Annotated in this window: 25 protein-coding genes, 1 pseudogene and 2 riboswitches; of the genes and pseudogenes, 8 read left to right on the top strand and 18 right to left on the bottom strand. The window is 43.1% G+C overall.

Translation table 11 applies throughout. The features are described 5' to 3' along the window. Positions 1 to 260: 260 nt before the first annotated feature. From fumC to D0466_RS15985, 6 genes are all read right to left on the bottom strand, one after another. On the bottom strand, positions 261 to 1,646 hold the full coding sequence (gene fumC / locus D0466_RS16000) for a class II fumarate hydratase (RefSeq protein ID WP_117323542.1): 1,386 nt from the start codon (positions 1,644 to 1,646) through the stop codon (positions 261 to 263). Positions 1,647 to 1,794: 148 nt separating this feature from the next. Then, a complete protein-coding gene (locus tag D0466_RS23770; RefSeq protein WP_456107148.1) occupies positions 1,795 to 1,998 on the bottom strand; it encodes a YunG family protein in 204 nt (67 codons plus the stop codon). A gap of 65 nt (positions 1,999 to 2,063) precedes the next feature. Continuing rightward, the gene (locus D0466_RS15995; protein ID WP_117323541.1) at positions 2,064 to 2,330 is read right to left on the bottom strand and encodes a transporter suffix domain-containing protein; all 267 of its coding nucleotides are present in this window, start codon (positions 2,328 to 2,330) and stop codon (positions 2,064 to 2,066) included. Between the two features lie 585 nt (positions 2,331 to 2,915). Continuing rightward, positions 2,916 to 3,068: a hypothetical protein gene (locus D0466_RS22275; protein WP_158555922.1), complete on the bottom strand. Its 153-nt coding sequence runs from the start codon at positions 3,066 to 3,068 to the stop codon at positions 2,916 to 2,918. A gap of 219 nt (positions 3,069 to 3,287) precedes the next feature. Beyond that, positions 3,288 to 3,467, bottom strand: coding sequence for a hypothetical protein (locus tag D0466_RS15990; RefSeq protein WP_117323540.1), 180 nt, complete (start codon positions 3,465 to 3,467; stop codon positions 3,288 to 3,290). A gap of 32 nt (positions 3,468 to 3,499) precedes the next feature. Beyond that, positions 3,500 to 4,129 carry a spore coat protein gene (locus tag D0466_RS15985; protein ID WP_117323539.1) on the bottom strand — a complete coding sequence of 210 codons (630 nt, stop codon included), beginning with the start codon at positions 4,127 to 4,129 and terminating at the stop codon, positions 3,500 to 3,502. A 171-nt stretch (positions 4,130 to 4,300) separates the two neighbouring features. On the opposite strand from D0466_RS15985, the gene D0466_RS15980 reads away from it, so the two are divergent. Continuing rightward, positions 4,301 to 4,552 (top strand): sporulation protein, encoded by a 252-nt coding sequence (locus tag D0466_RS15980; RefSeq protein WP_117323538.1) that lies wholly within the window; start codon positions 4,301 to 4,303, stop codon positions 4,550 to 4,552. A gap of 93 nt (positions 4,553 to 4,645) precedes the next feature. Here D0466_RS15980 and D0466_RS15975 read toward each other — a convergent pair whose 3' ends face one another. Genes D0466_RS15975 through pxpB form a run of 4 tightly spaced genes read right to left on the bottom strand, consistent with a single transcriptional unit; the run spans position 4,646 to position 8,349 of the window. Continuing rightward, positions 4,646 to 5,836 carry an NRAMP family divalent metal transporter gene (locus D0466_RS15975; protein ID WP_117323537.1) on the bottom strand — a complete coding sequence of 397 codons (1,191 nt, stop codon included), beginning with the start codon at positions 5,834 to 5,836 and terminating at the stop codon, positions 4,646 to 4,648. Positions 5,837 to 5,854: 18 nt separating this feature from the next. Further along, on the bottom strand, positions 5,855 to 6,631 hold the full coding sequence (locus D0466_RS15970; protein ID WP_117323536.1) for a LamB/YcsF family protein: 777 nt from the start codon (positions 6,629 to 6,631) through the stop codon (positions 5,855 to 5,857). A gap of 12 nt (positions 6,632 to 6,643) precedes the next feature. Next, positions 6,644 to 7,642: a 5-oxoprolinase subunit C family protein gene (locus D0466_RS15965; protein WP_117323535.1), complete on the bottom strand. Its 999-nt coding sequence runs from the start codon at positions 7,640 to 7,642 to the stop codon at positions 6,644 to 6,646. After that, on the bottom strand, positions 7,639 to 8,349 hold the full coding sequence (pxpB, locus tag D0466_RS15960) for a 5-oxoprolinase subunit PxpB (protein ID WP_117323534.1): 711 nt from the start codon (positions 8,347 to 8,349) through the stop codon (positions 7,639 to 7,641). The genes D0466_RS15965 and pxpB overlap by 4 nt, the downstream gene beginning before the upstream one ends. 283 nt (positions 8,350 to 8,632) lie before the next feature. Between pxpB and D0466_RS15955 the strand changes: the two genes are divergently transcribed. From D0466_RS15955 to metC, 3 genes are all read left to right on the top strand, one after another. Then, a complete protein-coding gene (locus D0466_RS15955; RefSeq protein ID WP_117323533.1) occupies positions 8,633 to 11,290 on the top strand; it encodes a PAS domain S-box protein in 2,658 nt (885 codons plus the stop codon). Positions 11,291 to 11,973: 683 nt separating this feature from the next. After that, a riboswitch (SAM riboswitch) is annotated at positions 11,974 to 12,096 on the top strand. 88 nt (positions 12,097 to 12,184) lie between these two features. Beyond that, on the top strand, positions 12,185 to 13,297 hold the full coding sequence (locus D0466_RS15950; RefSeq protein WP_117323532.1) for a methionine biosynthesis PLP-dependent protein: 1,113 nt from the start codon (positions 12,185 to 12,187) through the stop codon (positions 13,295 to 13,297). Further along, on the top strand, positions 13,294 to 14,469 hold the full coding sequence (metC, locus tag D0466_RS15945; RefSeq protein WP_117323531.1) for a cystathionine beta-lyase: 1,176 nt from the start codon (positions 13,294 to 13,296) through the stop codon (positions 14,467 to 14,469). The genes D0466_RS15950 and metC overlap by 4 nt, the downstream gene beginning before the upstream one ends. Positions 14,470 to 14,546: 77 nt before the next feature. On the opposite strand, the gene D0466_RS15940 is transcribed toward metC, so the two are convergent. The 5 genes and pseudogenes from D0466_RS15940 to D0466_RS23050 all read right to left on the bottom strand — a co-directional run. Then, a complete protein-coding gene (locus D0466_RS15940; protein WP_158555921.1) occupies positions 14,547 to 15,185 on the bottom strand; it encodes a rhomboid family intramembrane serine protease in 639 nt (212 codons plus the stop codon). A 286-nt stretch (positions 15,186 to 15,471) separates the two neighbouring features. Further along, positions 15,472 to 16,740, bottom strand: coding sequence for a cytosine deaminase (locus tag D0466_RS15935; RefSeq protein WP_117323529.1), 1,269 nt, complete (start codon positions 16,738 to 16,740; stop codon positions 15,472 to 15,474). Next, positions 16,737 to 18,017, bottom strand: coding sequence for a cytosine permease (gene codB, locus D0466_RS15930; RefSeq protein ID WP_117323528.1), 1,281 nt, complete (start codon positions 18,015 to 18,017; stop codon positions 16,737 to 16,739). Before codB ends, D0466_RS15935 begins: the two co-directional genes overlap by 4 nt. A 312-nt stretch (positions 18,018 to 18,329) precedes the next feature. After that, a complete protein-coding gene (locus D0466_RS15925; RefSeq protein WP_117323527.1) occupies positions 18,330 to 19,589 on the bottom strand; it encodes a homoserine dehydrogenase in 1,260 nt (419 codons plus the stop codon). Between the two features lie 110 nt (positions 19,590 to 19,699). Continuing rightward, positions 19,700 to 19,806: riboswitch (SAM riboswitch) on the bottom strand. A 125-nt stretch (positions 19,807 to 19,931) separates the two neighbouring features. Then, positions 19,932 to 20,063 (bottom strand): annotated as a pseudogene (locus D0466_RS23050) (hypothetical protein); the annotation flags it as partial. Positions 20,064 to 20,451: 388 nt separating this feature from the next. Between D0466_RS23050 and D0466_RS15920 the strand changes: the two are divergent. After that, positions 20,452 to 20,805, top strand: coding sequence for a hypothetical protein (locus D0466_RS15920; RefSeq protein ID WP_117323526.1), 354 nt, complete (start codon positions 20,452 to 20,454; stop codon positions 20,803 to 20,805). A 41-nt stretch (positions 20,806 to 20,846) separates the two neighbouring features. Here D0466_RS15920 and D0466_RS23645 read toward each other — a convergent pair whose 3' ends face one another. Further along, positions 20,847 to 21,092 (bottom strand): DoxX family protein, encoded by a 246-nt coding sequence (locus tag D0466_RS23645; RefSeq protein WP_117323525.1) that lies wholly within the window; start codon positions 21,090 to 21,092, stop codon positions 20,847 to 20,849. Positions 21,093 to 21,352: 260 nt separating this feature from the next. Continuing rightward, positions 21,353 to 22,843 carry a glycerol kinase GlpK gene (glpK, locus tag D0466_RS15910; protein WP_117323524.1) on the bottom strand — a complete coding sequence of 497 codons (1,491 nt, stop codon included), beginning with the start codon at positions 22,841 to 22,843 and terminating at the stop codon, positions 21,353 to 21,355. A 154-nt stretch (positions 22,844 to 22,997) separates the two neighbouring features. Between glpK and D0466_RS15905 the strand changes: the two genes are divergently transcribed. Next, positions 22,998 to 23,786, top strand: a complete 789-nt coding sequence (locus D0466_RS15905; RefSeq protein ID WP_117323523.1) for a TIGR00266 family protein — start codon at positions 22,998 to 23,000, stop codon at positions 23,784 to 23,786. Between the two features lie 280 nt (positions 23,787 to 24,066). Further along, the gene (locus tag D0466_RS15900) at positions 24,067 to 24,354 is read left to right on the top strand and encodes a hypothetical protein (protein WP_199484576.1); all 288 of its coding nucleotides are present in this window, start codon (positions 24,067 to 24,069) and stop codon (positions 24,352 to 24,354) included. Positions 24,355 to 24,361: 7 nt separating this feature from the next. Here D0466_RS15900 and iadA read toward each other — a convergent pair whose 3' ends face one another. Beyond that, on the bottom strand, positions 24,362 to 25,540 hold the full coding sequence (gene iadA / locus D0466_RS15895; RefSeq protein WP_117323522.1) for a beta-aspartyl-peptidase: 1,179 nt from the start codon (positions 25,538 to 25,540) through the stop codon (positions 24,362 to 24,364). A 162-nt stretch (positions 25,541 to 25,702) separates the two neighbouring features. Between iadA and D0466_RS15890 the strand changes: the two genes are divergently transcribed. Beyond that, positions 25,703 to 26,029 (top strand): hypothetical protein, encoded by a 327-nt coding sequence (locus D0466_RS15890; protein WP_117323521.1) that lies wholly within the window; start codon positions 25,703 to 25,705, stop codon positions 26,027 to 26,029. Positions 26,030 to 26,296: the final 267 nt, after the last annotated feature.

Genomic DNA, 26,296 nt, shown 5'->3' with positions numbered 1-26,296 from the left:
AAAATATAAGTTTTAATTCGGAGCATCTTAAGAGTTTAATCATAATTTTCGAATTCGCCCATAAAATCCGGGAATTGGCTGATATAAATGAATTTAGCCCGTTAAATAAAGCCGACCAAATTTACAGCCACATAGATTATGCCATCCGTGAAGTTCCCGTTCATCTTACTAAATAAAAAAAGCAACCCACAGCGGATTGCCTTACAATAAAATTCATGGCAGCTTTAGTTTGTATCCCCACACCTTGTGAAGGGGATTATTTATTTCCTATTTACCATATTTTGCGGATTCACCCATTCATCAAATTGCTCTTCAGTGACATAACCTAACTTTAGGGCGGTTTCCTTAAGAGTACTGTTTTCTTTGAAAGCCAGTTTTGCAATTTCGGCTGCCTTTTCATAGCCGATATGAGGATTCAGGGCAGTCACCAGCATCAAAGAGCGGTGGACATTTTCCACGATTTTCTCCTGATTGGCCTCAATTCCCTTTGCACAGTTTTCATTGAAAGAATGAATTCCCTCACTAAGAAGCTTGACAGATTGAAGGAAATTGTAGATAATCACGGGCTTAAATACATTCAGCTCGAAGTTTCCCTGGCTCGCGGCAAAACTTATGGTGGCATCATTGCCAAAAACCTGGACCGCAATCATCGTCAAGGCCTCACTTTGGGTAGGGTTTACTTTGCCAGGCATAATACTCGATCCCGGTTCATTTGCCGGAATTGAAATTTCGCCGATCCCGCTTCGCGGACCGCTTGCCAGCCATCTAACGTCATTGGCAATTTTCATTAAGTCCGCAGCAAGCGCCTTTAAAGCCCCATGGACATGTACGGTTTCATCATGGCTGGTCAGCGCATGGAAGGTATTGTCGGAAACTTTGAATGCATGACCTGTAGCGTTGCTAATTTCTTTCGCGGCCCTATCTCCAAACTCCCTGTGGGCGTTTATCCCTGTTCCCACCGCTGTACCGCCGATTGCAAGATCTAAGAAATACTTGCTGCTTTCCTGGATCATCTTGAAATCCTTATCCAGCATCGCCCTCCAGCCGCTAATTTCCTGGCCGAGTGTGATTGGCGTGGCATCCTGGAGATGGGTACGACCGATTTTCACCAAATCAGCAAATTGATTTTCCTTTTCTAGAAATGTATCTCTAAGCGCTTTAACTTGCGGTAGCAATGACTCCGTAACGGCGATATAGGCGGCAATATGCATGGCAGTTGGAAAGGAGTCGTTCGAGCTTTGAGCTTTATTGACATCATCATTGGGATGGAGCATCTCCCTGCTTCCCTGCTCCTTCAGCCATTCGTTCCCCTTATTTGCTATCACTTCATTTACATTCATATTGGTTTGGGTTCCGCTGCCCGTCTGCCAGACCACAAGCGGAAAATGCCCGTCAAGTTCGCCTTTGAGAATTTCACCGCAAACTTTTTCAATTGCCTTTTGCTTCATCTCCGAAAGGCTTCCCAATTCATAATTGGCCTTCGAAGCAGCCTGCTTCACATGGGCAAAAGCCCGGATCAGCTCGATCGGCATTTTTTCATTGCCGATTTTAAAATTTTGCCGGCTTCTTTCTGTCTGTGCCCCCCAATACTTTTCGTATGGGACCTCCACTTCCCCCATCGTATCCCGTTCAATCCTGTATTTCATGGCTACTCCCCCTTTTTCATTTACTTTAACTCTTTCCCTTTTGTATGTACGATTAACATTATGCAGAATTAAATTTTATATTTTACCTTTCACCCGGACTCAAATTATCCAATGTACACTGTAATATACATAAACGTACTGCTTTGTATTAGTTTTCAGAATGATCTAGGGAACATTCTAGTAGCAAAAATCCCCGAAATTGTAATGAAGTAATTGATGTCGTCTGCTTTATTTTATTATTAAAATGCCAACCATCCGGTAGCGGCATTTTCAATGTCTCACCTTTGAACAAATCATGTATTACCAGTCCACTTACACTGCATTGCCCGTTTGCGGGTACTCCAATCTCCATATCATGACCAAACCCTATATTAACTTCATAATTTTTTTCAATGTAATTCACCAGAAAAAAGTTTTCTATTTTTTAAACCAATTGGCAGGATTCAATTTTTTCCGATACTTCCTTACCATTTCTTTCCCTAAGATAAATCCGCCGATCCAAAAGGTAATCTCCCCAATGACAGCAAAAGCGGAAGAAATGATCACCTTTGTTTTCACTGCAAACGGCAGGAACGGGATAACCAGGATAAGGCAGTAAAATATGGTGGATAAAATGACAAGCCCTATTGCGATATTTCGCTTCGTTTTACTTATTGTATAACTCTGTTTCTCTTCATTCTCCATAGTTTTCCCCCATGTTTTTTAACACCAGTTTATCAGACTTTTCATATTCAGACGAAAAGAGAGTTCCGGAAAAACCTCGTTGATATTCGCTGATAAATTTTTTCCAAAATATCACTGAAACTAAAGGCATAAATGTGTAGGATAGGGAAGTAGTCTTCATACCAAAAATTTTTTACTTTCAACTCGGTATTTTAAAGCCAGGGAGGCAATATTTATGTTTCATATTAAAAAATGCCAATTTATTATTACGCTTTCTTCCGGAACTTTGTGCCCTGGTCTCGGTCGGGTTATTGGGCCTTCAATTATTTGACCCTTATTTGATCTCAACCATGAATGGGTCGATTTGGGTCCCGGACACCACTTTTCATCGCCTTCAGGATGGACATGGAGAAAGTTTTGCGCATTTCATCAAGAATGACTAGATGGCCCATAGCTCCTAAATTTGGTTCCAACTCAGTAGTGTCGAGTTCAAAATGTTTTTACTTCACTTTTTTATATATCATTATCACCATGCTGATGTCTGCTTTCTTTTTTCTCTCCATCAGCATGCCCAGGGGCGTCATTCTCTGAGCCTTCACCATGGCTTCAATCCTTCTTCGCACCTGATTCATGTCCATGCCCAGCATTTTTTGCTTCAGCTGATTTATCCTTATTGTTTTGGAACACTTCGGAATATACTGTATAGCCTCCAATCACTAAAAGCAGATAAAGAATCGCTGAAATTCCCCACTTGTTCATTTTTATCCCTCCAGTTTTTCTTTTTATAGTTGAACAGACACCGTTTGTGTACTAATATTAGGAACTCCTTCCTTATTTTTACCTGTGTTTATATACTATACCCACGGAATATTCCAACGAGATATTTCAAAACTTTTAAAAGATCCGCTTAAAAAGTAAAATTTCAACTCAAAAAAATAGCCAACATAAATGTTGACTGAAAAATCAAACCTATTTTATTTAAAACTCTTTACCGGACGGAATATCCCGACCGGTTACCCCAGGTTTTTTGTCCGTATGTTGGTTATCGTTATATTTATGGTCGTTCACACCCTGCTGCTGGGATTGATCGCCACCGATATAACGTGATTTGTGATTTTTTTGGATGCGATTGAATTTATCGAAATTCAAATTAACCATTCTGCACCTCTTTTATTAAATTGTTTTGGGGATTAATGCCCCCATGTGTTGTTTGGCATTGCTTGGGCTGGAGCAAACTCATTCATCATTTGGCTCATATCCTGTTCAGTAAATTGCGGGACTTGGTAATAGTGGTGTTTATTTTGGTAAATGGAAAGTTCATACACCATTTCCACGCAGTTTGGTACAGAATCAGCAAGCACACGGCGAACGACCGGGTTTGTCGATTCCAAAGCCGCCATGGTTTTCATTATTGCAGAAGATTTCTGTAAAGACCTCAGGCAATCAGCCACAGTTTGTTCATTCATTGCTGATGAGGAATGAATTGGATGGACTGGCTGGGAGGCCTCTAAACCATAAATGAAATCATTATCCTGGTTCATTTCATAGCTTTCTGTCTCCTTGTACGGATCCCGTCCTGATTGGAAGCAGTCCACTGTAATATTGTATTCTTCCTGCATGAAAGCATACTGTCGATCCATGATGTCAAGCAGTTCCGGATCCCGGACATATTGGCGCAATACCGAGTATTGGTTCATGGCCGCTATAGACCCCATAAGCGTTTCCCTGACATCCAATACCTCATGGCCGCCGTGATTGAAATGCTGCGGCACTGAACCTGTATGCATATTTTCGTGTAAATGTCCCTGTTGGTTAAACATTTTAAAATCCCTCCCAGTTTTATGGCCCTTCGCATTTATTATGTTTTTTCCGGCTTCGGTTATTCGCCCAATTGTGGAGCGGCCGTTATTTTTACTGGCAAGATACTAATACGTTTTTCCGGGTAAAATAATAGCAACTTGATAAATGTTATTTAGGAAGGGGATAGGAAAATGAATCAGCCTTTACTATATGTCAGGGAAATATTGGCCGGGCATACAGAAAGTAAATTTGGCAAAGAAATATACAGCAAGCTTACCAATTCCGGCCACGATACAGAGGAATACTTTGTAAGAAGCTTAAGCGGGGAAGAAATGTATTATTTAAACAGCATATTGGCCGAAGCGATCGACTATGCAAATCAAGAGAAGGATGATGAACGCTCCAGACAGCTGAATGCGGTTTATGAATTATTGACGATTTAATCATTCACAAAAAGGCGTCCTTTGAGGAGAGGACGCCTTTTTACTTTTACCGGATGAACGAGGTTTTTCGTCATTCCTGAGGCTCATTACCAGCTACCCAAATAATTTCGGAATGCCTTTCATGATGGTGTATATGCTCATATAGCTCATGGCTATGACGATGACAATGCCGAACAATGTCATCCATAGCGGATGCTTGTAATCACCTACGATCCTTTTTTTATACGCCGCCACCAGCATGACGCCTAAGGCAATCGGCAGGATCAGGCCGTTTAATGCTCCCACCAGTACTAATATTTTAACAGGCTGTCCAATTACTACAAAAACCAAAGTAGACACTGTGATAAATCCGACAATAAACCATTTTTCATATTTATGGATGGTTTTGCTTAATGTTGTGATAAATGAGACAGATGTATAAGCCGCACCGACAACCGATGTCACAGCTGCTGCCCACATGACGACCCCAAAGATCCTATACCCAAAGTTGCCGGCAGCATGCTTAAAGACCGATGCAGGAGGATTTCCTGGATCGATCGTAACCCCTTGAATAACAATGCCCAGCGCAGCTAAAAAGAGGAAAATCCGCATGATGGATGCAATCCCGATTGCACTAACTGCACTCCTTGTCACTTCCGGAATTGCAGCTTTTCCTTTAATTCCTGCGTCCAGCAACCGGTGCCCTCCGGCAAATGTGATGTAGCCTCCGACCGTTCCGCCGACAAGCGTGATAATCGCAAGCAGATCAATTTCGTCCGGCATAAAAGTTTTTACAAGCGCTTCCCCATAAGGCGGCTGGGCCTTAAACATTACATAAATCGTCAATCCAATCATGACAAATCCCATCAGCTGGGCAAATCGGTCCATTGCTTTTCCCGCTTCTTTAACCAGGAATATGGCTACCGCAACAATTCCGCTTAATAACGCACCCATCTTCGTGGAAATCCCGAATAAAACATTTGTTCCAAGGCCTGCTCCAGCAATATTTCCTATATTGAAAGCAAGTCCACCCAGTACAATTAGAATTGCTAAAAATGTGCCTAAACCGGGGAGCATCTCATTTGCAATATCCTGCGCCCTTTTTTCTGATACCGCAATGATCCGCCAAATATTGATTTGTGCCCCAATGTCAATAATGATTGAAATCAAGATTACAAAACCAAAGCTTGCCAAAAGTGCTTGGGTAAAGACGGTTGTCTGCGTCAAAAAGCCGGGTCCAATAGCAGAAGTCGCCATCAGGAAAGCAGCTCCGAGCAAAATGCTTAATCTAGAGTTTTTCTCCATATTTCCTCCAAATTTTCTTTAGCCTTTACCTAAAAAGTCACCAATTTTAGCAATTGTTATACCTGCCTCTTTTAATGCTATGGAAATATACTTGGCAAAATCCAATGCATTCTCCCCATCCCCATGTATACACACGGTATCTGCAGCAATCGAGATATCCACTCCCTGGACGGAAGTTACTTTGCCTTCTATGACCATCCTGATAACCTGGCTTATAGCTTCTTCATGGTTATGTATAAGAGCATTGGAATCCAGTCTGGAGGTCAGTGTACCATCTTCCTGATAAGTCCGGTCAGCAAACACTTCACTTGCTGAACGCAGGCCAAGTTTCTTCCCTGCCTTTACAAGCTCTCCCCCTGCCAATCCAAAAAGGATCAAGTCAGGGTCAACCTTGTAGACAGCCTCGGCAATAGCTTCAGATAATGACGCGCTTTTGGAAGCCATGTTAAAAAGGGCACCGTGCGGCTTGACGTGCTGCAGCCGGCCCCCCTCTGCCTTTACAAAACCGTTTAATGCCCCAATTTGATAAACCACAAGGTCGTAAGCTTCCTGTGGGGATATTTGCATTTCCCTTCTCCCAAATCCGGTTAAATCCTGAAGTCCGGGGTGAGCACCAATCCCGACATTCTTTTCGAGGGCCAGTTTTACCGTTTTCCGCATTGTCGCCGGATCGCCGGCATGAAACCCGCATGCGATATTAGCGGAAGTAATATAGTCGAGGACTTCTTCGTCCCTGCCCATGATATAGGTCCCGAAGCTCTCTCCCATATCACAATTGATATCTACTCTATGCAACGTATTTCCCTCCTATCTGAACTTAAGTGAAACCCCTATTTTCAACTGCTTTATCTTTGTTTCCTGTTCTAAATACAGAGATTGGGCTTCATCAAGCGTGACTTTTGTAAAATAAACCCGATCCCCGGGTTTGGCCTGTGCAAGATATGGCAAATCAACAGCTGCAATTTGGCCAATCTTAGGATATCCTCCGGTCGTTTGCCGATCCGCCAACAAAACGATCGGATTACCCTCCGACGGTACTTGTATCGTTCCGAAGCTCACTGCTTCAGAAATCATTTCTTCCGCTTTTTCCATGGTTAACAGCGGACCTTTTAAACGATAGCCCATCCGGTCTGATTCTGAAGTAACGGTAAATGGCTCGCTAAAAAATTTTTCCTGGCTACCTTTCGTAAATAATTCGAATTGTCGACCTTCCATTACCCGGATGGAACGCCTGCTTGTATAGTCGATTAAATCACCTGCTGCCGACCAATCACATTCCATGAAAAAATGATCTTTTAGATTACTTTTTAAATGCTTGATCATTATTCCGGATAGATTCCCATGGGAACTCCAAGCAATTTGATCTCCCTCTTTTAGTGCCCGGCCGGAAAAACCCCCGATTTCCGCCCTTAAATAGGTTGATTTGCTGTTCATGACAACGGGAACGTCAAACCCTCCCGCTACCGCAATATATGCCCTGCAGCCAGCCTTCCCCGGGCCAAATTTCAGAGTGCTCCCGCCTCTCACAAAAACCGGCCGCCACCTGCGTACAGCTTGCCCGTTTATGGTAGCAGAAAGGTCACCGCCGCAAATCGAAATAAGGGCGTCTTCATTAAATGCAATTGCAGGCCCGAGCAACGTAATTTCGAGCGTTGCTGCATTCTCTTCGTTGCCGACCAATAAATTGGCGATTCGATGGGCGGACTGGTCCATTGCGCCACTCGCAATGACCCCATATTTTTGAAAACCGTACCTTCCCAAATCCTGAATGCTGGTGAGGATGCCGGGCTTAATTATCGTGATCATCCCTTGTGATTCTCCCATTCTAAATATTCCTTATGGCTGATCGGCCTGAACCTAAGTTTGTCTCCTGCCCTTAAAAGGCTTGGCGGTTCTGCCTGAGGCTGGAACAGTTCCAGCGGAGTCCTTCCGATTAATTGCCAGCCCCCGGGTGTTTCAATGGGGTAGATTCCTGTTTGTTCACCCGCAATGCCGACTGATCTGGCAGGAATTTTTAATCGGGGGGATTCCCTCCTTGGCGCTGCAATGTTTTCCGGCATGCCTCCAACATAAGGAAACCCGGGCGCAAACCCAATCATGTACACTAAATAATCACCAGATGAATGGATTTTTATTACTTCCTCAGCCGTCAGCCCATTGATTGTTGCAACATGCTCAAGATCAGGGCCGAACTCCCCCCCATAGCATACAGGTATTTCAACCACTCTCTGTTCCTTTTCATTCCCTGCCTTAAGGCCTTCCAGCATTTCTGAAAGCTGCCCACAGGCCTGGTTATAAGGAAGTTTTGCCTTATTGATATTTGTGAAATAAACCGGATCATAAAAAACCGTTACTGTAGTAAAGGCCGGGATGTATTCGACCATCCAGCATGGAGGGTGCTCATCCAGAAATGCAGAAACCACTTGGACTTTTTGCTGCGTTTCTTCGTAAATATCTTTTCCCAGTTCGATGATGATCGCATGATCGCCTAATGGATGTATACCATACTCCATCGTTACACCCCCTACGCTGCAAAAACCGTCATTTTACACGTTATTGTGAAAAAAAGGTAAAATTTATAATATGTCATTTTATTATAATATAAGGATAGTGATTATTAATATATGTACCCTTCTATTATTTAAAAGGATTAGAAATTAATGTAATGGAAAATAACATTTTTTCGAGCTATATCCCTTTTTTGCCTAATTAAATCAGTGATGAGCAGGCAGTTATTTAGCTTTCACATGTTATACTTTATATATGTAGAAAAATTAGAAGGAATTGAGGATTAAAATGATTGAAAACAAACAGTACCTGAAAGAATTTTTGGGGAACGGACCTCACCTCTCATTATTCAACAACCATCCCGACGCTATCTATGTGATGGACCTGGATGGCAATTATATAGATGCAAATTCTGCGATAAAGGATTTAACCGGTTACGAGAAAGAAGAGTTCATACACCTGGAGCCCGCAGAAATTATGGATAAAAGCTCGTTTGAAAGCAGGGCTGCAATATTACGGAATATTGGGCAAAGATCAAAGGAAGACTATGAGATTACTTTCAAACACAAAAACGGGAAAATATGGACTGCATCCGTAACATATATCCCAATTATCCAGGAACATGAAACAATCGGCGTTTATGGAATCGCCAAAAATATAACCGAAAAAAAAGAAACCGTAAATAAAATACTGGAAAGTGAAAAACGATTCAGGCTTCTTTCTGAAAACTCGTTGGATATGATTGCCCTGCACTGTCCCGAAGAAGGGAAATATGTTTATGTTTCACCGGCATCCAAACGTTTATTGGGCTTCAACCCTGAGGAACTTCTGGGGCATTCTCCATACGAATATTTTCATCCGGAAGACATCGCTTTTATTTACGAACAGTATGACCAGGCTTTAAACAATAGAGAAGAATTCCATTTAACTTATCGCATAAGACGTAAAAATGGCGAGTATATCTGGATGGAAACGACCGGGCGTTTTCTGCTGAATGAAACCGGCAGTACAATTACCGAGTTGATTACAGTTTCACGCGATATTACGGAACGTAAAAAAATCGAGGAAAAATATAAGATAAATGAACAATGGTACAGGTCCCTTTTTGATTATAACCCGGCTGCTGTCTTTGCTTTTGACATGGATGGCGACTTTATAAGCCATAATGAAAACTTCCTTAAGTTAACCGGTTATTCGAAGGAAGAAATCCCGACTATGTCATTTGTTCCATTCGTAGCGCCCAAGGATTTAGCAAAAACAGCAAAACATTTTGAGCTGGCAAAGAAGGGAACCCCCCAGCATTACGAGACAACATTAGTGGATAAAAGCGGAGAACACCGCCCTGTACAGGTTTCAAACCTCCCGATTATTGTTGAAGGGGATATAGTCGGCGTCTATGGCATTGCCTTTGATATCTCGGACAGAGTAAGGGCGCAGAATCAGCTAAAAGAAAGCGAACAGCGCTATCGCTCGCTTTTCGATTATAACCCTTCTGCTGTTTACTCCTTTGATTTGCATGGAAACTATAAGTCGGTAAACCGGATGCTTGAAGCAATGACAGGCTATACACAGGATGAATTGCTGCAAATGAATTATTCCGAGCTGCTTCACCCTGATGACCTTGAATATACCGATTGGTTTTTTGAACAGGCCACACTTGGGAAAACCCAAAATTATGATGTGACCCTCCTGCGCAAAAATGGCGAAGCAATAGAGGTCAATGTCGCAAATGTGCCCATTATGGTTGACAATAAAATCGTTGGCGTGTATGGGATATGCATGGATATAACGGACCGGAAGCGGTATATGGCCCAGGTTGAAAGGCTAAGCAACCAAAACAGGCTGATTCTTGATTCTGCTGCTGAAGGCATATTAGGGTTGAACCTTGAGGGCAAAATCCTGTTTCTTAATAAGGCAGGGGGGAGAATCCTTGGCTATCAGCCGGATCAGATTTCAGCAGGAAACCTGGATTTCCTTGTTCATCGCAAACGGGATATAGAACAGTTTAATCCGGAGACATGTAAGATTATACAAACCGGCCTCGATGGTGTTTCACGATTTGTGGACATGGATATTTTTTACCAGGCTGACGGGACGGAAATCCCCGTTCAATATTCCGTAAGCCCGTTATATGACCAGGGAATCATTACTGGTACGGTAGTAACGTTTTCCGATATTACGGAAAAACTCAAGCTTGAACAAATGAAAGAAGAGCATGCGCAAATAGAACTTGAATTCAGCATCGCATCACGTGTACAAAAAACATTGCTGACACAGGTGCAAAAGCTTGCTTTGCCCGAAAGCACCGATTTGGGCGTAGTCTCTGTTCCGATCCGCAAGCTTAACGGTGACTTCTATAATGTAGTAACGAATGGCCAGCAAATCCGGTTTGGCATCGCGGACATCTCGGGAAAAGGGATGGCGGCTGCCATATTAATGTCGATGATCAAGTATGCGATGGATCAGATTGACGATCAATCACTGCCGCACGAGATCTTGCACGAACTGAACCAGTATTGCGCGAACTATTTGGACCCGTCAATGTTTGTAACCATGTTCATGGGGACGTTCGATATAAAAACCGGTGTTTTCCGGTATGCATCCGCAGGCCATGAGCCGGGGATTTTATATCAGGCAGAAAGAGGCCGCATGATTGACATTAATGCTAAAGGCGCGGTACTCGGGTTATCGAAGTACACTGTTTATAAAACAGAAGAAATTGATTTGGAACCTGATGATATGATTTTACTTTATACCGACGGAGTCACTGAGGAACGCCAGAACAATGAGATTGATAACAATGAAAAACTGAAGGAATTATTCGCGTTGACCGACAAACACCTGCCCGCACAGGACATTGTGGATGCTCTCTATCAGGATATTAAAAAAAAGCAAAAAGACCAAATCTTCGATGACCAAACCATTCTATTATTTAAAAATGGGTAATCGCGCCGAATGCATGAAGAGCTGTTTAGACAGCTCTTTTTTGCTTTGATTAGAAAAAAAGACAGCACTCCTATACTGCCCTTGCAAGACTATCTTTCAAAATGGAACACTGTATAGAACAGATAATAGCCCAATGTTATAATGCTTGCAATTGCAAGCGTTACATTTAACTCTTCCATATATGCCAACCTCCCGTCTTCCAGGTTCTTGTTTATACCATTAAAATAACATACAAAAATGGGTCAAACAGAAAGGAATTAATACGGTTTAATGGCAGGAAAATGAACACTCAGTGAACGAAGGCCGTTCCCTCGATTGATCCAATAAATTACAGTTTTCACCCTCCCCCAGGTTAAACTGCCGGTGTTCCCCTGCTTCATGCTTGGAAGATTGATCCATCTTGGATGAAAGCTATTAATGGATTCCAGCATTTGTTGAAGCTGTTCGGCAACCTTTACAACTTCACCCTTATAAAAAAAACTTCTCCAATAAGAAACTCATAAACGACAAGCATTTTTGCAGGTTTCAAATTGTGAAAAGATTTCTATTATTTTAGCCTTAATTACTATACGAAATAATTTTTTTCTGCCTCTGTATATGACTTGAAACATACCCTATTCTTTTTCTGAGGTTGACACCCGTGCCATTCTATAGTAAATTCAAAAGAAACTGAATTATGATAATTCTTATCCAGAGAGGTCGAGGGGATTGGCCCGACGACGCCTCAGCAACCTTCAATGTTTTTTTGCAGGCATTGGAAAGGTGCTAATTCCAACAAGTCCACGATGAAACTTGGAAGATAAGAGGAATGACTGCCATAAGCGTATTTCAAAGGTCTTCTTCTTATAGAAGGCTTTTTTATTTTTTATCATTTCTTTAAAGGAGCAGTGAGCCATGCACAACATTGATACATTTTTAGCACAAATCGGGAACCGGAGTGAAACATCTACAGGAACAGTGAATCCGCCGGTCTACTTCTCGACCGCCTACCGCCACGAAGGGATCGGACAATCCTCAGGGTATGATTATGTGCGGACAGGCAATCCGACGCGCGAGCTTCTTGAACAGGCGATCACGGACCTTGAAGGGGGAGACCGTGGATTTGCCTGCAGTTCAGGAATGGCGGCCATCCTTACAGTTCTTTCTTTATTTCAGTCAGGAGATGAGTGGGTCATCTCAAAGGATTTATATGGAGGTACATACCGTTTATTGGAGCAAGGATTTAAGAAATGGGGCCTGGACTGTCGATATGTAAACACTAGCGAACTTACAGAAATTGAAAATGCGATCACTCCTAAAACGAAGGCCATTTTCATCGAAACCCCCACAAATCCGCTTATGGAACAGACCGATATTGAAGGTGTGGCAAAAATCGCCAAGCAATACGGCGTTCTTTTGATTGTCGATAACACCTTTTATACCCCGCTGCTCCAGCAGCCGATAAAGCTTGGTGCAGATATCGTGATTCATAGCGCTACCAAATATTTGGGAGGCCATAACGATGTCCTCGCAGGGCTGATCGTTGCAAAAGGCAAGGAATTATGCGACTCGCTCTTTTTATATCATAATGGCGCAGGAGCTGTATTAAGCCCGTTTGATTCCTGGCTGTTAATGCGCGGCATGAAGACACTTTCCTTGCGTATGGAAAGGCATCAGGAAAACGCCAGACAGCTGGTGGATTACCTTGAGAAACATGAGTCTGTAACTGATGTCCTTTACCCTGGCCAGGGAGGCATGATTTCTTTCAGGGTAAAAGAAGAGGCGTGGGTGAATCCATTTTTACGGGAGTTGTCACTTATCACCTTTGCGGAAAGCCTCGGCGGGACCGAGAGCTTTATCACATACCCTGCAACACAGACCCATGCAGATATCCCTGAGGAAATAAGGACAGCTAACGGCGTCTGTAACCGTCTGCTGCGCTTTTCAGTGGGCATTGAAGATTGCAGGGATTTAATCAAGGATTTGGATCATGCATTTGCAGCCGTTAACAAGGAGGCTAGAGTATGAGTGAGAACAAGGAGTTTTCATTTGAAACACGACTATTGCATAACCGACATAAATTTGACAGTGCCACCGGGGCTGTAAGTGTTCCCATTCAACACGCTTCAACATTCCACCAGGCCGATCCGGAACAATTTGGGAAATATGACTACGCCCGCAGCGCAAATCCAACCCGGGAAGCGCTTGAGGATATAATTGCAGAACTGGAGGAAGGCACAAGGGGCTTTGCTTTTGCCTCCGGAATGGCTGCAATCTCGACCGCATTCCTGCTTCTTTCTGCCGGTGACCATGTCATCGTTACAGAGGATGTATATGGCGGAACCTTCAGGATGGTCACAAGTGTGCTGACCAGGTTTGGGATTGAGCATACCTTTGTTGATATGACCGACCTTGACAGCGTGAAGGCTGCGGTAAGGCCTAATACAAAAGCAATTTATATGGAGACTCCTTCTAATCCGCTGCTGAAAGTGACCGATATCAGAGCGGTTTGCTCCATTGCAAAAGAAATCGGGGCCATCACTTATGTCGACAATACATTCCTGACTCCGGCCCTGCAAAAGCCTTTGAATCTTGGGGCGGATATCGTCCTTCATAGTGCGACGAAATTCCTCTCAGGGCATAGTGATGTTGTCGCAGGCCTTGCCGTCGTTAAAGATCCAGAGCTTGCTGACCGGCTTTACTTTTTGCAGAATTCCTTCGGGGCAGTGCTTGGTGTCCAGGATGCATGGCTGGTTATGCGCGGTCTGAAAACCCTGCATGTCAGAATGGAGCATTCCATGAAGGCTGCCGTAAAGGTAGCGGAATTCCTGGCAGCCCATCCACATGTTAAGGCAGTGTATTACCCGGGGCTTCCAGATCATCCAGGGTACAGCCTCCAGAGAGATCAGGCAAGCGGCGCTGGAGCGGTACTGTCCTTTGAACTTGAAAATGAAAGTGCCCTAAACTCATTTGTTTCAAATGTGAAGCTCCCTGTATTTGCAGTCAGCCTGGGTGCAGTGGAATCAATCCTCTCTTATCCGGCCAAAATGTCTCACGCCTCGATGCCTGCAGCAGAGAGGGAAAAACGCGGCATCACAGGTGGACTGCTCCGCCTTTCTGCCGGGCTGGAAAATCCTGATGATATCATTCGCGATTTCACTGCGGCTTTGGAGAAAAGCAAGGTTGAAACCCGAGTTTAACTTTTATACCGCCTGGATCATGGTCCAGGCGGTTTTTTCAAGCTTTTCAATTAGCTTTAAGGGATATAAATATCAATTCACCTATAAAATGATTTAGGATTAACCAGCCGCAGGCGATTCAGGGATTTGTTCATGAAGAAAGCATAGATCCAGCCTGCGGCAAACCCTCCCAAATGCGCCGCAATGCTAATATTGGGAACAAGTAAAGTTGTCAGCCAGCCAATCGCTATGAACGCCATTATCATTTTGCTGGAATCTTTCTCAATAAAGTTTCTTTTAAACAGGATTAGATAAAAGTAGAATCCAAATAAGCTGTAACCAAAACCGGATGCCCCTATATCGACTGAATATGGTGCTGAAGGAATAATGATTATAGCGAGAGCTGCCATTAAAATCGAAAAGAAAAACAACCCGGTAAATCTTAACCGGCCGAGCAATTTCTCAATCGATGGCCCGGCAATCACCATGAAAACCATATTGGACACAAAGTGCATAAATCCGCCATGCAGAAAAGCATAAGTTACCAGACGATACACTTCACCTTCCATCACCCACTGTTTATTTAATCCTCCCCACCGATAAATCCACTCCCCCCCCGAAAACCAGCCGAGCAATACAGTCATCAGCATCATGATGGCATTCATAAAAACAATGGCACTGGTTACTGGATAGGCCCGCAAAAATTCCTGGAACGATTCATGCCTGACAAATAACATAAAACTTTCCCCTTCCCCCAGCATTTCAACAATTTGAATACTATATCAACAAATGTGGACGACCATATCAACAATTTGAACCATTTATCAAAAATTCACTCAGCATCCAATAGTTGCAAGATGATAACAACCAATAATATCAATCACATAACTATCTACAATACAATCGAAAACCTCTTGTTGGTTATTTTTTCCACGACAATGCTGTTATTAAACATTAATGCCTCAAAATAAAAAGGCATGAATCCCAATTATGGTTATCATGCCTTTTTTTGCTAGCAATAGTTTATTTTTCAAATGTCACTTTTTCTGTTAAATCGCCAAGTTTCACGGTTGTTTCAGCCGGTTTCGTTTTGGCAATCACTTCGCCGTTACGAATGGAGTAAAGCACAGCTGCCTGTTTTCGGATGGCTTCATATTCATCAGCTGCGTCCAATACGATAAAGTTTGCCGGTTTCCCCTCTTCAATTCCGTAGATATCAGTAACCGCCAATGTTTTTGCGCTGTTTTGCGTTATGAGATCGATCGAATTGTTGATTTGCTCGTACCCCATCAATTGCGTGACATGGATTCCCATGTGCAGCACCTGCAGCATATTCCCCGTACCAAGCGGATACCATGGATCAAAGATGTCATCATGGCCAAAGCAAACATTCAGGCCTGCTTCCTGCAATTCCTTGACACGCGTTACACCCCTGCGTTTCGGATAGGTATCAAATCGGCCTTGAAGATGGATGTTGACCAGTGGATTGGCGACAAAGTTGATGTTAGACAATTTTAATAAACGGAACAGCTTGGACGTGTATGCATCATTATAAGACGCCATCGCCGTTGTGTGGCTTGCAGTAACACGTTCCCCCATGCCGAGGCGATATGCTTCAGCCGCGACGACCTCCACAAATCGGGACTGCTCATCATCGATTTCGTCACAATGGATGTCTACCAGGCGGTCATATTTTTCAGCCAGGGCAAATACCGTTTTTAACGATTCCACCCCATACTCCCTTGTAAATTCATAGTGCGGAATGCCGCCTACTACGTCTGCACCCATCTTCAGTCCTTCTTCTACGAGTTCCGGACCATTTGGAAAGGAAAGAACGCCATCTTGCGGAAATGCAACGAGCTGCAAGTCTACAAAGCGTGACATTTCTTCTTTTACTTCCAGCAACGCCTTTAATGCAGTCAGGCTTGGGTCTGTGACATCCACATGTGTCCGGACATGCTGTATTCCCTGGGCAATTTGCCAAGTTAATGCCTTCTTTGCCCTGGCTTTAACATCTTCTGCCGTTAAAAGCCGCTTTCGTTCAGACCATCTTTGAATTCCTTCGAATAGCGTACCGCTTTCGTTCCAATTCGGTTCACCTGCCGTCAATACAGAATCCAGGTGGATATGCGGTTCTATGAAGGGAGGAAGAACCAGATTCCCCTCAACATCGATTACTTCCTGTCCCTCACTGGCTTCAATGGATTCGGAGACTTTCTCGATTTTTCCTTCGTGGATAAGGATTTGCCAGAGGCCTTCCTTGTTTCTTAGCTTTGCATTTTTAATAATCACGCTTTGCTCACCTTTTTCACTTCAATTGTAGTTGAACTTGCTGCTGTCACTTTTTTGACAATAAGTGACAGGACCACATACACAACAGCAGTACCGATCAAAGCGTTCAATGGCGGAATCCCAGGAGCAAATTTCCCCAGTGCGGCTCCCATTGCCCATGATGCGATTGCTGTCCAATTGACTGCCTGGAATTTCATTTTCACGAAATTCCCATATTTGCCGCGGTTCAAAATGAAATAATCAGCTATAATGATTGCACCAATTGGTGGTAGTGTTGAACCTAGTAAAGTAAGGAATCCGACAAAGTTGTTATAAAGCCACATTGCGAGCACTGTACCGAGAATCCCATTGAAAATGACTACCTTGCTTTTTTTGATTTTAGTAATATTCGAGATGCCAAGCCCAGATGCATAAATGGAATTATCATTGGTTGTCCAAATATTTAAACCGAGAACAATGATTGCCGGGACGATCAACCCTTGCAAAAACATTACTTCCGAAATGTCGGATTTTCCAGTGGCAATCGCCCCGATTGCACCAAACGCAAACATTAGGGAATTTCCAATAAAAAACGCTATGACCGTCGTAATAACACTTGTTCTCTTAGTATCCGCAAACCTGGTGAAATCAGGTGTTAATGTACCTCCGCTGATGAAAGAGCCCACGCAGATGGTTAATGCGGCAGCAAGGCTCATTGTTTCAGTGGGCTGGTGCTGCATTAAAGCTCCAAAACCGCCAACTGTATCTATTGCCTTTAATGCTGAAAATCCACCCAGTGCCACGATGGCGGGGACCGCAATAAAGCTCAGGATAGCCAGGGCCTTCATTCCGAAAAATGCCGTTGCGGTCATCATCAGACCAGCAATCATAATCAGAATAATTGTATCAATTCCTGTTACTTTCTGGACAGGTACAGCAAACATGGCCACTCCAACGCCAAACCATCCAATCTGCGTTGCGCTCAGCAGGAATGATGATAGATAAGAGCCCTTCTCCCCAAAAGCATAACGCGTCAGTAAGTGGGTGGATAGGCCCGTTTTGGCAGCGATATAGGCCAGAGTCCCTGTATAGGCTCCCAGAATTAAATTGCCTGCCAGCACAATCAAAATAAATTCAGGCATTGTTAAACCCAAACCAAGCGTTCCACCGGATAACATACTTGCTGAAAAGAACGTAAACCCAAGCATAACAACCAGCATTCTCCAAAAACCATTTCGATGGGATGCAGGCACAGCCTGAAGGGAAAAATCTAAATCTACAACCTGTTTCTTTTCCATACCAATTCCTCCTGTTAGCTATAAAATGTGAACTGGTACCGAAGAGAGCTTCGATATTGGTTTTGGAGACTTATATAAAAAAGGGCTCCTTGCCTTTTCTGACAAGAAGCCCGCTTTTATATATGGCAAAGCCTGGGTACTTAAACTTCCCCATCCCTGACCATATAATCCCCGCTGTCCTTGTCAGCCTCACAGGACTGACTTTAAAGGTACCAGTATTTAATTAATCCCTATTATTGCAGTTAACCACACAATTGTCAATGCCAAAATCAGCCCTATTATTCTGTCATACCAAAACTTTCCTTTTTCCATTTATACGCCAATCGGCTGTTTTGCGTTTGAAATCACGTTATTTACTATAGCGTCATACACGTTTTTTAATTTGGGATGTGAATAATCCGTATTTCTTCCAATGAATAACACGTATGATAGTCCCAGGCTCTCATCTTCTGAATATGTTATGACGGACCCGCGTTCTTCAAGATCACTTATTATTGCAGCGGACTCCTGGACTGAAAGATTTTCATAGAACAATAACATGGTTTGCTCCTGGTTTTCTGCAGCGCCTTCTTCACCCAGGCTGTTATCAGCTCTCTTCGGAATGTTAAAGTGCAAGTTTTCCAGTGTCAGATAGAGCGATATTAAATCCTCCACGATTGCGCTCGCTGTAGGTTTAGCTCCCGCTCCTGCACCAATCAGCGTCAAATCCCCCAATAAATCTGTTTTGATTAACACAGCATTATTTACATTTTCCACACTATAGAGCGGATGTTCAGAGTCTACAAACTTAGGGGTAATTTCTACCTTAAGGCTTTCATCTATGGATACGAGGTGCTTAACCCGGAGACCGATTTTTTCCGCAGCCCGGATTTCGTCCAAGGTAATGCCGGAGATTCCTTTTACTTGTACATTGGCCCAATCCGGCTGGTCACCATAAATCCATTCACTCAAAATCATTGATTTATAGAAGGCGTCGATCCCCTCAATATCATTAGTCGGATCCTGCTCTGCAAAGCCTTTTTGCTGCGCAAGTGCCAATGCTTCGGTAAACGATGCACCCTCTGACCTCATCATGCTTAAAATGAAATTGGAAGTACCATTTAAAATCGCTTCGAGCCGTTCAACTTTGTTGACCGCCAATAATTCCCGCAGCGTCCGCAACACGGGAATTCCTCCTGCTACGCTGGCTTCATACACAAAACGCACTCCGTTTTCCCTGGCAATTTTTTGCAACTCCTTGCCATGTCTGGCGATACAATCCTTATTTGCCGAAACTACATGGCAGCCATTTCGCAACGAGTATTCAATGTATGTGCGGGCCGGTTCGATCCCCCCGATCGCTTCTATAACAACTTCCGGCTTCTTTCGGGTAATGACTTCTTCAAAGTCCTTGGAAATAAACACTCCGTCATGCAGATCCCTGGATTTCACTTGATTTTTGATAAGAACTCCTGATATCTCAATTTTCCTTCCAATTAATCCCTCGATTTGTTCCTTCCGCTGTGTGATTGATTCGAATACACCCAGCCCGACTGTCCCCAATCCCAATAGTGCAACCTTCAATGAAGTCATTTCCATTTCTCCTCTCATGTTCAGCAGTTCTTTCGCTAAGTTGTGGGAAATCCCCTCGAGACGAAAACGCCTCTCTACCAAGAGATAGAGAGGCGTTTTCCGGTATCCGTCTCTTATCTCGCAAAGTAATCTTTGCAGGACTTGGCACCTTTTCAAACGATTGTTTGAAGGTTGCCGGGCTTCACAGGGCCATTCCCTCCGCCTCTCTTGATAAGAACTATGTTATTTATTCCATTGTATCAGACTAAAAGGGGGCCAACAACTGAATTTTCCAAAAATCTGCCTTTAGGTATCGACATGTAGCCCGGTTCAATTCAAGTCGGCCTAATCTGTTCTCGCAGTTTAACAAGAAAGTATTGCCCGTTGCTGTAATTCATACATTTGATAATACTTGCCTTTTAAAGACATCAGCTGTTTATGATTGCCGCACTCAACAATTGTCCCTCTATCGAGAACAAGAATCTGGTCGGCATTTTAATAAGCCTCCGCACCCATGCGAAAGCTCTTTAAATACGCGTAAAAATTACGCAAAAAAATGAAAAAGTCGCATGCCACGATCTAAATCGCAGCCGGCGCTAAAAATGCAGTTTCAGAAAATGTTAGTTCATGATGGATAAAAATAAAGGGCAGACTGCGTTTTTTGATTTTGTTAGAATGCTTATCACTTAACCTAATCAAAATCATAACGGCCTACCTGTCTTACAAGTCTTTGCATTAATACCTTGTTAGGTTACTATAGCTTCTATTTTTGGTCAATTTTAACTTACCATGCAATTTCGTCATACCTCGACAATCCTAGTTCACCTGAATAAAATCCATTCTCTCTGGAAAAACTTGAGAAAAACAAGGGAGATGGTACATAATGAAGGGAATTGTACTATTAAATCCTCACTTTTCAATCGGACAGCTGCCCCGAACAGAAAGCTTGCTGTTCCAAAAAATGATGGTGGATAAACTGACAGATGAATGGAAAGTAACCATCCTTCAGCTGAATCCATATCAAATACATGACTACTATACAATCCCGCACGCACTCCTTCTTGATATACAAACCCAAAAACCCGGAATACTGGATTGCCTGTTCCTATACTCCTTGCATACGGTGGAAAGATTTCAATATATTTATCCGGAAAAGTGGGAAGAGTTAGAGGGGCATTTTTCAAAGGTTGTAACAGTAGAGCAAATGGAAACCGGCAGCTCAGCTATGATCTTGTAAGGAAGAGGCACGAGAATTACTGTATCTCTAAAAACCAACGGCTATATGCCACAAAACAGGGACAACGCCAGCAAAATGAGATTAAAAATAATGGCCAGGTTTTCCTTTCTCCGGGCATGGAAGATAACCGCAAGAATCATAATGAGGGAAATCCCGGCTCCCGAAAGCGGTGTCAGCCAAGGAAGGCCTCCCGTAAGAGAAGGCAGAATCAAACCTATTGCTCGGAGAAACTCAGGAACCCCAATGAAAGTGATAAGTCCTTTTGAAGAGTCTTGAACCCATGGCATGCTTGCCTATGAATTGTACGAGGAACAGAGTGGACAAACCGAACTGAGTTAATCCGGAGATAAAAGAAATTATGCTCACCTGGTTCCTGGATTTTGTACTTTATATTCCCGATGAAAGACATTTCACTCACTTGATGCCTGGATTTTATCCTTCATGACCCCGGTGCGAAACTCTTTGTTTCTATTTTGTTTGACAAAAAGGGAATTAAAAAGCCCCGACTTCATCACTAAAAGGATGTTAGGATTAAACATTATATCAATTATTTAAACGCCATCGCCGCTTTTACGGCTTTCTTCCAGCCTCCGTATAATTCTTCACGTGAATCTGCTCCCATCGAAGGCTTAAATGCTTTATCGATGTCCCATTGCTCTGCAATTTCTTCCTTGCTCTGCCAATATCCTACCGCCAAGCCTGCAAGATATGCTGCTCCGAGTGCTGTAGTTTCATTGACAGAAGACCTTTCAACCGGGACATCCAACATGTCGCTCTGGAATTCCATCAAGAAGTCATTTTTTACAGCACCCCCATCGACCCGGAGTGTCTTCAAGCGGATTCCGGAATCAACTTCCATGGCACCGAGAACATCTTTTGTCTGGTAAGCCAGTGATTCCAAGGCAGCTCTTACAAAATGCTCCTTCGAAGTTCCCCTCGTCAAGCCGAATACCGCTCCCCTTACATCACTGTCCCAATACGGAGTCCCCAGGCCGACAAATGCGGGAACCACGTATACACCTTCAGTAGAAACGACTTTTCTGGCATAGTTCTCACTATCCTTTGAATGTTTAAGCATTCGGAGGCCATCCCGCAGCCATTGAATCGCGGATCCCGCGACAAAAATACTGCCCTCAAGCGCATATTCCACCTTGCCATCAAGCCCCCAGGCAATGGTCGTTAACAGTCCATTCTCAGAACGTACCGCATGTGCCCCAGTATTCATAAGCATAAAACACCCTGTTCCATATGTGTTCTTTGCCATCCCTTTTTCAAAGCAAGCCTGCCCGAATAAAGCTGCCTGTTGATCCCCCGCTGCTCCGGCAATGGGAATTTCTTTGCCAAAGAAGTGATAATCAGCTGTTTTTGCGTATATCCCCGAAGACGGCTTTACATCTGGCAACATCGATTTTGGAATCGTCAATATATCAAGCAGTTCATCATCCCATTTCAAATCATAAATGTTATACATCAATGTTCGGGAAGCATTGGAATAATCGGTTACATGGGCTTTGCCTCCAGACAATTTCCAAATGAGCCATGTATCGATCGTCCCGAATAACAGCTCTCCCCTCTCTGCCTTTTGTCGCGCACCTTCTACATGGTCCAAAATCCATTTCACCTTTGTCCCCGAAAAATACGCATCAATCAGCAATCCCGTTCTTTCCTTAAATAAATCATTGTAGCCGCTGTCCTTTAATTCATTGCAAATCCCGATTGTCTGCCTTGATTGCCATACGATTGCATTGTATACAGGCTTGCCGCTCTCCTTTTCCCAGACCACCGTCGTTTCCCTTTGGTTCGTTATCCCGATTCCAGCTATCTGTTCCGGTTTTATCCCAGCTTCAGATAAGCACGAGGCAATTATAGACAGGATCGATCCCCAAATCTCATCAGGATTATGCTCCACCCATCCAGGTTTTGGAAAATACTGAGTGAACTCCTTCTGTGAAATATGGACGATCCGGCCCTTCCTATTAAAAAGGATGGCCCGTGAACTTGTCGTACCCTGGTCTAAAGATAAGATGTATTGTTCCAATTGTATCTCTCCCATCCATACACTGTTTTTTTCTTTAAATTAATACTATAATAACAGCCGCTAATACGATATAAAAATATGACCCCTCATTGCGGAACTCCCATTAATCTTTTACAATCATATCAAGGAAAAAATTTCAATTGGGGGTATACATATGAATAACCATGAAATTGATTACAAAATTTATGGGGATGACATGCAGTTTGTGGAAGTGGAGCTTGATCCGAATGAAACGGTGATCGCTGAAGCCGGAAGCTTGATGATGATGGAAGACGGCATCCATATGGAAACGATATTCGGAGATGGTTCCGGCGGTAGCAGCGGGATCATGGGGAAATTGTTTGGTGCCGGAAAACGGTTAATAACTGGTGAAAGTTTGTTCATGACCACATTCACCAACCAGGACCACGGAAAAAAACATGTTTCTTTCGCCTCTCCGTATCCGGGAAAAATTGTTCCCATGGACTTAAGCGAATTAGGCGGTAAAATCATTTGCCAAAAAGACGCGTTTCTTGCAGCCGCAAAAGGTGTTACTGTCGGAGTTGAGTTCCAGCGGAAAATTGGTGCGGGTTTCTTCGGCGGGGAAGGATTTATCATGCAAAAGCTTGAAGGCGATGGAATGGCATTTGTCCATGCCGGAGGAACGATTTACAAAAAAGAATTGACTCCTGGCGAACTGCTCCGTGTTGATACAGGCTGCTTAGTTGCGATGACGAGCAGCGTTGATTATAACATCGAAATGGTTAAAGGCGTTAAAACCGCTTTATTCGGCGGGGAAGGTCTTTTCTTCGCGACATTGCGCGGACCTGGAACCGTTTGGGTCCAATCCCTTCCATTCAGCCGCCTGGCAAGCCGTGTATTTGCCGCAGCGCCTGGGGGAGGCGGCTCCAAAGACGAAGGCAGCATGCTGGGCGGCATATTCAGAATGCTGGATGGAGATTGATTTAGTTACAAATGAATTGTTCAACCCTGATAATGCAAGCCTGGTCAATTATTACAATTGACAGGCTTTTTTTGTTTAGGCAAAATCAATCGGGGTAAACAAGAGGTACTTACGTTACGAGTTAAAATCCGAATATCGCAACTACCTTCTGTAATTCGCAACAAAAAACCGGAATATCAAAAATAAGGTTGAAATTTGGAAAAGAAACACGCATTCTGAAACATCGCAACAAAACTGGAATCTGATACCTAAATCTGCACATTCATCGGAGGCTTCACCCATGGAACTGATCAAATGGTCGTATTTCAGGCGCAATGAAGTGAAAGCTTTATTTGATAGCCATCCTAATTCCCCGGTAAGATTCAGGAGAGTAAAGACTTATTATTTTACTCATTCTGCAGACTGGTCTTTGGATGATCCAGTCATTACAAAGGCACATATGGAGCAAATGGAGCTGCTTTTAAATAGGTCAATGGGATTTGAACCAGGATATCTGAATAAACGACAAACCAAATATCGTGGCCAGAATGAAAATGGAGATAATCACTCCGGGAACCAAGACAGCTAGGATGATATTATTTATCTTCGAAAGTCCCCTTAACAACTGCTTTGCCTTTTTCCACCATTAGCTGCCCCATCGCAAACACGCTATCCACGTCAAATGTTTCTTTATTTATCAACACAAGATCAGCATCCATTCCTTTTTGAATAAGACCCTTTTGTGAAAGCTTAAGAATCCGAGCCGGGTTTTCCGTAATCACCCGGATTGCATTTTCAATAGGAACGCCCTCTTCAACTATCGCTGCACGGACTTCTTTATACAGGGAAGAGCATTTTCCGATATTCAGGCCTTTTAAATGTCCGCTTGAATCAAAGTCAGGTAAACTAGCCTGGCCATCCGAGGTAAAGGTAATCCTGCTGATATCCACACCGGCATCAAGTGCCTTTTTAAGCGCTGTGCTGGATTTCACCTCGCCTTCTTCAAGGAATTTCTTTATGGAGCTTGTCGTGAAATCAATGAACCCGCCCTTTTTTGCATACCTGATGCCTGCCTCAAATAGATGGTGGTTCCGGTTGATATGGGTCGGATAAAATTGATGTATCGGAATTTCCGTTTTATCGATTACTTCTTCAATTACATTCAAATGGTCAAGGCTGTCCCCTACATGGATATTGACGATGCCCGCTTTTCCGGATAACAGCCCCCCGATGCGGGCGGCTGAAGCCACTTTCGCAATTTCTTCCACTGTCGGCTGGGACGAACGATGGTCAGAAATCGCAATCTCACCCGCCCCAATAATACGGTCAATCAAGATAAGATCATCTTCAATTTTTCCCGTCAGCGTTTTAACCGGCACTTGATAGGATCCTGTCTGGACAAAGCAAGTAATTCCTTCCTCCTCCAGCGCTCTTGCCTTCGCAATAAGGCTTGGCATCGTCCTTGTGGTGCCGTCCGTTCCAATCACCCCTACAAGCGTGGTAATCCCCGCCAATGTCGCATCGGTAAGTTGAAGCTCTGGTGTCCTTGTCTTGTAGCCTCCTTCACCTCCACCGCCGATAATATGGACATGGGAATCAATGAATCCTGGAAACACCAGTTTCCCTGTTGCATCAATAACTTTCATCTCCACAAACTGTTCGGGAACCTCAATATAATTCTCGATAAAGCCTATTTGTCTCCCTGTTAACAAGATATCTTTCTTTCCAAGATAATCAGGGGCGTATACTTCGCCATTTTTAATCATAGTTAACATACAATAAATCTCTCCCTTTCAAACAGTGAGTGATCTGCATTCAAATAACTTTTCTAGAATAACGAAAGGTTTTATTTTCAGTGTTCCGGGTAAATAAGAAACATAACCAAGCCATTTAGCAAAATGTATATAAAATGAATCAACTAAAGGAGTTTGCACACTATGTATGAAATCATCTCATCAGATTTAAAAATAAACAAAAAATTGCCCATCACACAAATCATGGCCCTATACCAAACAGTGAGAAACTACGACGGAAATGTCTATTTTCTTTCTAACCACAAGGTCATTGATGCGGCCAAGCTTTCAAAGTTAGTTTCATTAATGCTTACTTTGAATGAAAAGTCTTCCATAAAGGTTGTCATCGAGGGACAAAAAGTACAAAATATGATTAACAAGGTAACAAATTGCTGCGGAACGGCGGCTGAAAAGAATCAAAACAACTATAAATTCTACGTAAATCCAACGGATACGGTTCAAATTTTATAAAAAATACTTTAACATAACCATTGTTATAATTATCCCTTGCCCAAATGTAACAGTTTGCTTTGCAAAAGACTGCCTTCACTAACGGCGGTCTTTTTCTATGCAGTTTTTTATTTTCCTTCCGTGGCCTCTCCCTTATACATATTTATGCATGTGTTTAACTTCAATGAGTTTCTATATTAAAATAACATAATCGCTTCTCTTTCATACATTTCACCCCACTGGATAATTACAGAGAAAGGAAACGGGATTTCCTCGTTTCCTTTCTTG

The organism is Peribacillus glennii, assembly GCF_003429105.1.
In the GTDB taxonomy this organism is placed as follows: Bacteria; Bacillota; Bacilli; order Bacillales; family DSM-1321; genus Peribacillus; species Peribacillus glennii.
The sequence above is the reverse complement of the archived record's forward strand: the minus strand, read 5'-3'. Positions and strand labels throughout refer to the sequence as shown.

Excerpts from the sequence above, each read along its gene's own strand:
- D0466_RS15920 (WP_117323526.1), top strand. The coding sequence starts at position 20,452 with ATGAAGGGAATTGTACTATTAAATCCTCACTTTTCAATCGGACAGCTG.
- fumC (WP_117323542.1), bottom strand. The coding sequence starts at position 1,646 with ATGAAATACAGGATTGAACGGGATACGATGGGGGAAGTGGAGGTCCCA.
- D0466_RS15955 (WP_117323533.1), top strand. The coding sequence starts at position 8,633 with ATGATTGAAAACAAACAGTACCTGAAAGAATTTTTGGGGAACGGACCT.
- D0466_RS22275 (WP_158555922.1), bottom strand. The coding sequence starts at position 3,068 with ATGAACAAGTGGGGAATTTCAGCGATTCTTTATCTGCTTTTAGTGATT.
- D0466_RS23645 (WP_117323525.1), bottom strand. The coding sequence starts at position 21,092 with ATGCCATGGGTTCAAGACTCTTCAAAAGGACTTATCACTTTCATTGGG.
- pxpB (WP_117323534.1), bottom strand. The coding sequence starts at position 8,349 with ATGGAGTATGGTATACATCCATTAGGCGATCATGCGATCATCATCGAA.
- iadA (WP_117323522.1), bottom strand. The coding sequence starts at position 25,540 with ATGTTAACTATGATTAAAAATGGCGAAGTATACGCCCCTGATTATCTT.
- D0466_RS15980 (WP_117323538.1), top strand. The coding sequence starts at position 4,301 with ATGAATCAGCCTTTACTATATGTCAGGGAAATATTGGCCGGGCATACA.
- D0466_RS15995 (WP_117323541.1), bottom strand. The coding sequence starts at position 2,330 with ATGGAGAATGAAGAGAAACAGAGTTATACAATAAGTAAAACGAAGCGA.
- D0466_RS15925 (WP_117323527.1), bottom strand. The coding sequence starts at position 19,589 with ATGACTTCATTGAAGGTTGCACTATTGGGATTGGGGACAGTCGGGCTG.
- D0466_RS23770 (WP_456107148.1), bottom strand. The coding sequence starts at position 1,998 with ATGGAGATTGGAGTACCCGCAAACGGGCAATGCAGTGTAAGTGGACTG.
- D0466_RS15990 (WP_117323540.1), bottom strand. The coding sequence starts at position 3,467 with ATGGTTAATTTGAATTTCGATAAATTCAATCGCATCCAAAAAAATCAC.
- D0466_RS15940 (WP_158555921.1), bottom strand. The coding sequence starts at position 15,185 with ATGTTATTTGTCAGGCATGAATCGTTCCAGGAATTTTTGCGGGCCTAT.
- D0466_RS15890 (WP_117323521.1), top strand. The coding sequence starts at position 25,703 with ATGTATGAAATCATCTCATCAGATTTAAAAATAAACAAAAAATTGCCC.
- D0466_RS15905 (WP_117323523.1), top strand. The coding sequence starts at position 22,998 with ATGAATAACCATGAAATTGATTACAAAATTTATGGGGATGACATGCAG.
- codB (WP_117323528.1), bottom strand. The coding sequence starts at position 18,017 with ATGGAAAAGAAACAGGTTGTAGATTTAGATTTTTCCCTTCAGGCTGTG.
- metC (WP_117323531.1), top strand. The coding sequence starts at position 13,294 with ATGAGTGAGAACAAGGAGTTTTCATTTGAAACACGACTATTGCATAAC.
- D0466_RS15985 (WP_117323539.1), bottom strand. The coding sequence starts at position 4,129 with ATGTTTAACCAACAGGGACATTTACACGAAAATATGCATACAGGTTCA.
- D0466_RS15950 (WP_117323532.1), top strand. The coding sequence starts at position 12,185 with ATGCACAACATTGATACATTTTTAGCACAAATCGGGAACCGGAGTGAA.
- D0466_RS15900 (WP_199484576.1), top strand. The coding sequence starts at position 24,067 with ATGGAACTGATCAAATGGTCGTATTTCAGGCGCAATGAAGTGAAAGCT.
- D0466_RS15965 (WP_117323535.1), bottom strand. The coding sequence starts at position 7,642 with ATGATCACGATAATTAAGCCCGGCATCCTCACCAGCATTCAGGATTTG.
- D0466_RS15975 (WP_117323537.1), bottom strand. The coding sequence starts at position 5,836 with ATGGAGAAAAACTCTAGATTAAGCATTTTGCTCGGAGCTGCTTTCCTG.